Raw genomic sequence first — 9,845 nt, 5'->3', positions numbered from 1 at the left:
ACAGCAGTTAAGCTCTCTAGCGCCGATGGTAGTTGGGGTTTTTCCCCTGCGAGAGTAGGACGCTGCCGGGCAATTCATTTAATATAGTCAAGAAGAGTATTGTCTTCTTGGCTTTTTTTGTTTATCATTGATTAAACACCTACGATAATACATAAAAACTTATCTAGCAATTTAGACTTTTCTTTTTTGGTTCCTATAAACTATTAGTTATGATTATTAGGATTCACAAACATGTATTAGTTCCTTGTTTCGTGTTTTTCTATTGTGAGCAGCATCATTTACTATTTCGTACGATATATTAATATAGGATGAAATATAGGTTGTCAGGGGGGATGGATGTGTTTGATTTAACTGCTTTGTTTGGGGAGAATTTTGACGTGATGGTGTATCGTGTTCTCCTTGCAACTGTATTGTGTGGATTAATTGGCTTTGAGCGTGAGTTAAAAAAGCATTCAGCAGGATTTCGTACACATATATTAGTTGGAGTAGGTGCATGTGTAATGATGCTACTGTCTTTATATGGTTTTGATTCGTACATATCAGAGCATCATACCATCCGTTTTGATCCTGCGCGTATTCCCTCCTATGTTATTAGTGGTATTGGCTTTTTAGGTGCTGGAACTATCATAGTTCACGGTGTCACCATTCGGGGGTTAACAACAGCTGCTTCTATTTGGACAGTGGCAGGTCTAGGGCTTGTAATAGGTGCAGGGATGTATGCATTAGCAATCTTTGCAACAGCTGTAGTTTTACTAAGTTTGATCTTCTTAAATTCTTTTGAAAATATTTTTACTAAGAAAAAATCTGATAATTGGGTACACCTATTAGTTAAGCAGGATGTTCATGTCGGAAATGTTTTAGAGATATTCGATGAATTTGATTTACTTATTAAAAGAATGGAAATCGAAAGTGAGAATCCTGAGCAAAGAAACATTTATATTGAGTTAGAAAAAAATCAACAATTTAACCGTAATGATTTGTTAGACCGAATCAGTAAGTTGGACCATGTAACGTATATTTATGAAAGATAAAAACTCTGCAGATGCAGAGTTTTTTTGTCGATTTTGTATGGAAAGCAAAATGTTTGCAAAAGATTAGTTAGTGGGTATAATATAATTATAGTCAAAGATAGTCAAAGTCAAAGGTCTTTGAACTCTTCGAAGACAAAATAGTTGTTGGTTCGAAGGAGGGATTAATGGGTGAGGAATATTTCAGACGTTATTGAGGCCTATTTAAAAAAGATTATACAATCAAGCAATAGTGATGTTGTTGAGCTAAAACGTAGTGAAATTGCTGACCGATTTGAGTGTGTTCCTTCGCAAATCAACTATGTGATTAAAACGCGTTTTACACTAGAAAAAGGGTACCTCGTCGAGAGTAAGAGAGGTGGCGGAGGATATATAAGAATCATTCGTTTAAAACCAAAATCGAAGCAAGAGCTAATTGATGAAATGGGTGTAGTTAGCAATCAGCCGTTATCTCAGCAATCCAGTTTCGATTTAGTTGAAAGGTTAAAAGAAGAAAATTTGATTACTGAAAGGGAAGCAAGATTAATGAGACGAATTATGCATAGAGATATCTTAATGGTTCCATTACCTGAAAGAGACCAAATTCGCTCAAAAATATTTAAGGAATTACTAACAACGATCAAGATGCATGATTGATTGGAGGGGTGATGATGAAGTGTCAGAAATGCCAAGAAAATGAGGCTTCTGTTCATTACACACAGGTTGTTAATGGTCAAAAGAAAGAGACTCATATGTGTGAGCAATGTGCACAACAAGAGGGGTATATGAATTTTACTGACGATGGTTTATCATTTCACCAGTTTTTAACGAGTATGTTTCCGTTTGATCAATCGTTTAGTCAACAACAAAAAGTTCAAACGAATGAAATCGTTCGTTGTGATGGTTGTGGTTTAACTTACCAGGAGTTCCGTAGTAAGGGGAAGTTTGGGTGCAGTCAATGTTACCAAACGTTTGAATCCTATATTACACCTATTTTTAAAAGGGTTCATAGTGGTAATACTGAACATGTAGGGAAAATCCCGAAGCGAATCGGAGGTACTCTACACAAACAACGTGAGTTAGATCAATTAAAAAAACAGCTAAGTGAGTTAATAGAAAAAGAGGCTTTTGAAGAGGCTGCTAAGGTGAGAGATCAAATTCGAACGTTAAAAAGAGATTTAGATGCTGAACAGCAAGGCGGTGATGCGTAATGTCATTACAAGATTTTATCAATGATGCGATCAGTCCTTGGATGAATACAGAAGGTGATGATAGTGACATTGTATTAAGTAGTCGCATTCGTTTAGCACGCAACCTAGATCAAGTGGCTTTTCCGACAAGTGATGAATCAGATTCCATGCAAAGAGTGCTACAACACGTTGAACAAGAATATAATCAGCAATCGTTTGAGTCGTTTAAGCAGTTTCAACTTGTTAAAATGAATGAGTTAAAACCTATAGAAAAAAGGGTATTAGTTGAAAAGCATTTAATTAGTCCTAGCTTAGCAGAGAATACCGATACTGGTGGTGTATTAATATCTGAAAATGAGCAGGCATCCGTGATGATCAACGAAGAAGATCATTTACGTATTCAAGTTTATTTCCCTGGTTTTGAGTTATCCAAAGCACTGGAGCAAGCTCAAGACTTAGATGATTGGTTTGAAGAAAGGACACGGTATGCTTTTGATGAGACTCGAGGTTATTTAACAAGTTGTCCAACGAATGTCGGAACAGGTTTGCGCGCTTCTGTTATGATGCATCTACCTGCCTTAACCATGACTAATCAAATGAATCAAATTGTTCCTGAAATTAATAAGTTAGGGTTAGTTGTTCGTGGAATATACGGTGAAGGTAGTGAAGCGTTAGGTCAGCTTTATCAGATTTCTAATCAAATAACATTAGGTAAGTCTGAAGAAGATATAGTTGAAGATCTTAAAAGTGTTGTCAAACAAGTGATAGAAAGTGAAAGAAGAGCAAGGCAATGGGTTATGCAGCAGTCAGGAGTGCAGCTGGAAGACCGAATTTTCCGTTCCTATGGTGTATTAGCCCACAGCAGAATCATAGAATCAAAAGAGGCAGCTAAATGCTTGTCCGATGTTAGATTAGGAATAGATTTAGGATTAATTAAAAACATCTCAAAGAACATATTAAATGAATTAATGGTTTTAACTCAGCCGGGCTTTTTACAGCATTATGCCAAAAAAACACTCCAACCCAATGAGAGGGACTTTTTCAGAGCAAATCTAATACGTGAAAGATTACAATTGGAGCAGTATTGATTTATAAAGGAGGTCATACAGATGATGTTTGGAAGATTCACTGAACGCGCTCAAAAGGTACTTGCGCTATCGCAAGAAGAGGCGGTTCGATTAGGGCATAACAATATTGGCACAGAGCATATATTACTAGGGTTAGTTAAAGAAGGTGATGGAATTGCTGCTAAGGCTCTTCAATCACTTAATGTGACTGCCGAACAAATCCAAGAAGAAGTTGAACAGTTAATAGGCACAGGGCAAAATAATTCTCAAACGATCCATTACACACCACGCGCTAAAAAGGTCATTGAATTATCTATGGATGAGGCCCGTAAATTAAACCATTCTTATGTCGGTACAGAACATATTCTCCTAGGTTTAATTCGAGAAGGTGAAGGTGTTGCTGCTCGTGTATTTAATAACTTAGGGATCAGCCTAAATAAAGCGCGTCAGCAAGTGCTACAGCTGTTAGGAAGCAATGAATCGACTTCAAATCAGCGTCAGCAAAAACAATCCAATAACGCTAATACACCTACACTAGATTCATTAGCTCGAGACTTAACATCTGTAGCTAGAGAAGGTGGCATTGATCCAGTAATTGGCCGTGGTAAAGAAATAGAACGGGTGATTCAGGTTCTAAGTCGCCGCAGAAAAAACAACCCAGTCCTTATTGGTGAACCAGGTGTAGGTAAGACAGCTATTGCAGAAGGCTTAGCTCAACAAATTGTTAATAATGAGGTGCCTGAGATCTTACGTGATAAACGTGTAATGACATTAGATATGGGAACGGTTGTTGCAGGTACAAAATACCGAGGCGAATTTGAAGATCGCCTAAAAAAAGTGATGGAAGAAATTCGTCAAGCACGTAACATCATATTGTTCATTGATGAACTTCATACGTTGATTGGAGCTGGAGGAGCAGAAGGTGCGATTGATGCATCAAACATCTTAAAACCAGCTCTAGCACGAGGAGACTTACAATGTATTGGTGCCACAACATTAGATGAATACCGTAAGTATATTGAAAAAGATGCAGCACTAGAGCGTCGTTTCCAACCTATACAAGTAGATGAACCAACACCAGAAGAATCACAGCAAATATTAGAGGGATTAAGAGATCGTTATGAAGCACATCACCGCGTAACGATTTCAGATGAAGCGATTGAAAGTGCCGTTCGGTTGTCTGACCGCTATATCACCGATCGTTTCTTACCAGATAAAGCGATTGATTTAATTGATGAGGCTGCATCACGCGTGAGACTGAGAAGCTATACAGCACCACCTAACCTAAAAGAGCTAGAGCAAAAGCTTGAAGAAGTTAAGAAGGAGAAGGATGCGGCTGTTCAAAGTCAAGAATTTGAAAAAGCAGCTTCCTTACGTGATAAAGAACAAAAACTAAAAGACGAATTAACTAAAACAAAAGAACAATGGAAAGAAAAACAAGGAAAAGAAAGCTCAGAAGTGACGTTAGATGATATTGCCCATGTTGTATCTACATGGACTGGTGTGCCGGTTTCCAAATTAGCAAAAGATGATAAGGAAAAACTGCTTAACCTAGAAGAGACGTTGCATGATCGTGTTATTGGTCAGGACGAAGCTGTTAAAGCAGTTTCTAAGGCGATTCGTCGTGCTCGTGCTGGGCTAAAGGACCCTAAACGTCCAATTGGATCCTTCATTTTCCTTGGCCCAACAGGTGTCGGTAAAACGGAATTAGCTAGAGCATTGGCATCATCAATGTTTGGTGATGAAGATGCAATGATTCGTATTGACATGTCTGAATACATGGAAAAACATGCGACTTCACGTCTAGTTGGTTCTCCTCCTGGTTATGTCGGTTATGATGAAGGAGGACAACTAACTGAGAAAGTTCGTACAAAACCATACTCAGTGATTCTATTGGATGAGGTTGAAAAAGCGCATCCGGAAGTATTTAATATCCTATTACAAGTGCTAGAAGATGGCCGATTAACAGACTCTAAAGGTCGGGTTGTTGACTTCCGTAACACCGTATTAATTATGACTTCAAATGTTGGTGCACATGAGTTGAAGCGCCAGAAGTATGTAGGCTTTAGCCTTGATGATCAACAGCATGATTATGCTCAGATGAAGTCTAAAGTAATGGAAGAGCTGAAAAAAGCATTTCGACCAGAGTTCCTAAACCGAATTGATGAAACCATTGTCTTCCACTCTCTAGAAGAGAAACACATTCAGGAGATTGTACAACTTATGGTTAAGCAACTTCAAAATCGTCTAATTGACAACGACATTAATTTCACGCTGACAGAAAAAGCAATTAAGAAAATTGCTGATGAGGGCATGGATTTAGAATATGGTGCTAGACCATTACGTCGTTCGATCCAAAAGAATGTAGAAGACTTCCTTTCCGAAGAATTATTACGAGGTACTATCAAGACGGGGCAAACAGTAGAAATAGATGTGAATGATGAAGGTGAATTCTATATATCATCGACTAAGCAACTAGAAACAACAGAAGAATAGATGAAGTGAAGCAGCCGGGTATCAATCAGTCATATCCGGCTGTTTTTTATTGTGCTAAGATGGGGTTAAGACATATAGAAAGGAAGTCAGGCAATGGCAAAGGCAAAAGTTGTTTTTTATTGTCAAGAATGTGGATATGAATCACCTAAATGGATGGGTAAATGCCCGGGGTGTAATCAATGGAATAGCCTAGTAGAGGAGAAAATTTCATCAAACAAGTCAAATCGTCATGCACTTGGAAGTAATGATAGTAACCGGCGAAAAAAACCACAATCCATTAATAAAGTGTCCTCGAAAGAAGAAGCACGTGTGACCACAAGGATGGGTGAACTTAATCGTGTCTTAGGTGGTGGAGTAGTACCTGGATCATTAGTGTTAATTGGTGGAGATCCGGGAATAGGTAAATCAACCTTGTTACTACAATTATCCTCCGAAATCGCTCATATGAATTTAAGTGTTCTTTATATATCTGGTGAGGAGTCTGAAAAACAAACCAAGCTAAGAGCAGACAGATTAGCGGTCAGTGAAAACGAATTATATATTATGGCAGAGACAAACTTAGAACATGTAATTGATGCAATAGATTCAATGAATCCATCCTTTGTCGTAATTGACTCTATTCAAACAGTTTATCACGAGGCAGTGACCTCAGCTCCGGGTTCAGTCTCACAGGTGCGTGAATGTACAAGCGCTCTGATGAAGGTTGCTAAGACTAAAGGTATCCCTATTTTTATTGTTGGTCATGTGACAAAAGAAGGGGCGATTGCCGGCCCTAGATTATTAGAGCATATGGTAGATACAGTCTTATATTTTGAGGGTGAACGTCACCACACGTTTAGAATACTTAGAAGTGTAAAAAACAGGTTCGGTAGCACTCATGAAATGGGGATCTTTGAGATGAAAGAGCAAGGGTTAGTCGAAGTTAATAATCCTTCAGAGATCTTTTTAGAAGAACGTTCCCAAGGTGTTGCAGGTTCAACTGTAGTAGCTTCATTGGAAGGAACCAGACCGATGTTAGTTGAGATTCAAGCCTTAATTTCCCCTACTCAATTTGGTCATTCAAGGAGAATGGCGACAGGTCTTGACCATAACCGAGTTCCGTTATTAATGGCAGTGCTTGAAAAGCGTGCAGGGTTACTATTACAAAACCAGGATGCCTATGTAAAGGTAGCAGGTGGAGTGAAGCTGGATGAGCCAGCCATAGACCTAGCCGTTGCAATTAGTATAGCTTCAAGCTTCCGAGACCAACCGACACGCCCAGATGATGTGTTGATCGGAGAAGTTGGTCTAACTGGTGAGGTTAGACGAGTATCACGCATTGAACAACGAGTACAAGAGGCACATAAATTAGGCTTTAAACGCATTATTTTACCAAGTAAAAATCTAGGGGGATTTACACCACCAAAAGGGGTGGAATTAGTGGGTGTAGATTCAGTACAAGAGGCATTAAAGGTCAGCTTAGATTAAATTATGACAAAAATATTATTTTGTAACACAATTGACATACAATCAAAACTAGTGATATAATATTAGAATTTTACTTTGACGGTATTTAAATAATCATGGTATAATTTTACCCTAGTAATCATTTATAGATATTTTTGCTTATTTTCACAAATAAGGTTGGTGAGAATAGTTTCTAGGAGGTGCAAAAGGTGTTAAAGAAGATTATACAGCTGTTTATGGTTATAGCTGGTGGTATGCTAGGCTATTTATATTTTCCTGATTTAGCTGGGCTAGCAGGCTTTGAACAACCAAGTTGGTTAATTCCTTACTTTGGTTTAGTGATTGGTGCAATTATATTATTTTTATTAACATTTTGGTTAGTTGATTATATTGTAGATTTCCTTAAAATTATTGAAGAAAAGCTTGTTAGAATTCCAGTTGCAGATTTATTGTTTGGTAGCTTAGGATTAATTGTCGGTCTTATCATTGCATTTTTAGTAAATATTTATCTACAAGGTATGGAAATGCCGATCGTTTCTGAGATCCTTCCATTGTTTGTTACGGTGATTTTAGGTTATCTAGGATTTCAAGTCGGTTTCAAACGTCGCAATGAATTTGTGGGATTGTTAACAGTCCGTAAAGGTGATAAAGGAAAAGAAATCGGTTTAAAAACAGAGGATGATCTGACAATTCGCCCTAAAATTCTCGATACAAGTGTGATTATTGATGGGAGAATAGCGGATATATGCGAAACTCAATTTCTTGAGGGATCTATTATCATCCCTCATTTCGTCCTGGAAGAACTCCAACATATCGCAGACTCTTCAGATGTACTCAAACGCAATCGAGGTAGACGTGGTCTTGATATCCTTAATCGATTACAAAAAGAAGTTCCTGTTGATGTGCAGATTTACGAGGGTGATTTTGAAGACATCCATGAAGTAGATAGTAAGTTAGTTAAATTAACTAAGTTATTAGATGGCGTTCTTGTTACGAATGATTTTAACTTAAACAAAGTATCGGAGTTTCAAAATGTGACCGTCTTAAACATCAATGATTTAGCTAACGCTGTGAAACCGGTTGTTTTACCTGGTGAGGAAATGAATGTTCATGTCATCAAAGCTGGTAAGGAGGATAAACAAGGTGTTGCTTATTTAGATGACGGAACGATGATTGTTGTTGAAGAAGGTAAAAATTATATTGGTGATGCCATTGACGTAATTGTGACTAGTGTCTTACAAACATCAGCTGGTAGAATGATATTTGCCAAACCAAAAGCGATGGGAAAAGCACAATAGAGCCTTTTTCTTATAAAATATGTTTGAATAGATAGAGAGGGTTGGCGACCAATTATTTGTGAAAACGAATGTTGGTACGAAGTCAGCCCTTTCTTATGTATTTTCTTACGGAATAGGGGACTATATAAATGGGAAACTATCAAGCAATTATTTTAGCAGCCGGACAAGGTAAACGTATGAAGGCAGGAAAGAATAAACAGTTAATCATGTTAGGTGATCGCCCGTTAATTGCTCACACGTTAGCAGTTTTTGAGAACGACCCTTGGTGTCAGTTCATTTATTTAGTAGTACATCCAGATGAACAAGCAACGATGAAAGAGGTCATTGAAAGATATCAGTTTCAGAAAATTAAACAAGTAGTCCTTGGTGGTAAGGAAAGACAAGATAGTGTGCGAGCGGCTGTTAAAGCGTTGAAGGATTCTCTGATTACTTTTGTACATGATGGTGCCCGTCCATTTGTTACACAGGAGGAACTTCACCGATTATATAATGAAACTAAACAGCAAGAAGCGGCATTATTGGCTGTTCCAGTGACAGATACCATTAAACAGGTGAATCAAGGGGAAGTAAAGACGCTTAACCGTGATCAGCTGTACTCTGCTCAGACACCACAAGCGTTTTCGTTTAACGTTTTAAAGAAAGCTCACGAATATGCAGAAACTGAGGAAGTCTTAGCGACAGATGATGTTGCCTTACTAGAATTCATTGGCTATAACCCTTCTATTGTTGAAGGAAGCTACAATAACTTCAAGTTAACGACACCTGAAGATATACAAAAGGCTGAAAATATGCTAAAAATAAATAGGCAAGAAATGAACAAGGAGGAACCATCATTGCTTCGGATTGGACATGGATTTGATGTACATCAACTAGTTGAAGGTCGACCGTGTATCATTGGTGGGGTGACGATTCCATATGAGAAAGGTCTCTTAGGTCACTCGGATGCAGACGTGTTATTACATACAGTTGCTGATGCATTGTTAGGGACGATTGGAGCAGGCGATATTGGTAAGCATTTTCCTGACGATGACCCTAAGTATAAACATTTTGACTCGAAAGAATTGCTGAAGGAAGTTTGGGAAAAGGTTAAGCAAGAGGGTTATACTTTAGGGAATGTGGATTGTACTATTATGGCACAAGCACCTAAAATGTCCCCGTACATAGAAGAGATGAGAACTAATATTGCTAAGCTGCTAAATGCCGAAAAAGATCAGGTGAATGTTAAAGCGACAACGACTGAAAAATTGGGTTTTACCGGTCGTGGAGAAGGAATTGCATCACAAGCAGTCGTATTAGTACAACGTCAAGACTAGTTTATGTAAAATATAAATTAAGATGTAT

Annotated in this window: 8 protein-coding genes; all 8 read left to right on the top strand. The window is 38.1% G+C overall.

Going from position 1 to position 9,845, the window contains the following annotated elements; genetic code table 11:
- The first annotated feature begins 332 nt into the window (after positions 1 to 332).
- Positions 333 to 1,031 carry an MgtC/SapB family protein gene (locus HWQ49_RS12905; RefSeq protein ID WP_223155181.1) on the top strand — a complete coding sequence of 233 codons (699 nt, stop codon included), beginning with the start codon at positions 333 to 335 and terminating at the stop codon, positions 1,029 to 1,031.
- A 168-nt stretch (positions 1,032 to 1,199) separates the two neighbouring features.
- Positions 1,200 to 1,664: a CtsR family transcriptional regulator gene (locus HWQ49_RS12900; protein WP_188208040.1), complete on the top strand. Its 465-nt coding sequence runs from the start codon at positions 1,200 to 1,202 to the stop codon at positions 1,662 to 1,664.
- Between the two features lie 14 nt (positions 1,665 to 1,678).
- A complete protein-coding gene (locus tag HWQ49_RS12895) occupies positions 1,679 to 2,218 on the top strand; it encodes a UvrB/UvrC motif-containing protein (protein ID WP_188208039.1) in 540 nt (179 codons plus the stop codon).
- Positions 2,218 to 3,285, top strand: a complete 1,068-nt coding sequence (locus HWQ49_RS12890) for a protein arginine kinase (protein WP_188208038.1) — start codon at positions 2,218 to 2,220, stop codon at positions 3,283 to 3,285. The genes HWQ49_RS12895 and HWQ49_RS12890 overlap by 1 nt, the downstream gene beginning before the upstream one ends.
- A 21-nt stretch (positions 3,286 to 3,306) precedes the next feature.
- On the top strand, positions 3,307 to 5,760 hold the full coding sequence (gene clpC, locus HWQ49_RS12885; RefSeq protein WP_188208037.1) for an ATP-dependent protease ATP-binding subunit ClpC: 2,454 nt from the start codon (positions 3,307 to 3,309) through the stop codon (positions 5,758 to 5,760).
- A gap of 93 nt (positions 5,761 to 5,853) precedes the next feature.
- The gene (radA, locus tag HWQ49_RS12880; RefSeq protein ID WP_188208036.1) at positions 5,854 to 7,227 is read left to right on the top strand and encodes a DNA repair protein RadA; all 1,374 of its coding nucleotides are present in this window, start codon (positions 5,854 to 5,856) and stop codon (positions 7,225 to 7,227) included.
- A gap of 188 nt (positions 7,228 to 7,415) precedes the next feature.
- Complete coding sequence (locus HWQ49_RS12875; protein WP_188208035.1) at positions 7,416 to 8,504, top strand: PIN/TRAM domain-containing protein; 1,089 nt, start codon at positions 7,416 to 7,418, stop codon at positions 8,502 to 8,504.
- Positions 8,505 to 8,632: 128 nt separating this feature from the next.
- On the top strand, positions 8,633 to 9,817 hold the full coding sequence (locus tag HWQ49_RS12870) for a bifunctional 2-C-methyl-D-erythritol 4-phosphate cytidylyltransferase/2-C-methyl-D-erythritol 2,4-cyclodiphosphate synthase (RefSeq protein WP_188208034.1): 1,185 nt from the start codon (positions 8,633 to 8,635) through the stop codon (positions 9,815 to 9,817).
- Positions 9,818 to 9,845: the final 28 nt, after the last annotated feature.

Source organism: Alkalibacillus aidingensis (assembly GCF_014595945.1).
Classification (GTDB): domain Bacteria; phylum Bacillota; class Bacilli; order Bacillales; family Alkalibacillaceae; genus Alkalibacillus; species Alkalibacillus aidingensis.
This window is presented reverse-complemented; position numbering and strand designations above follow the sequence as displayed.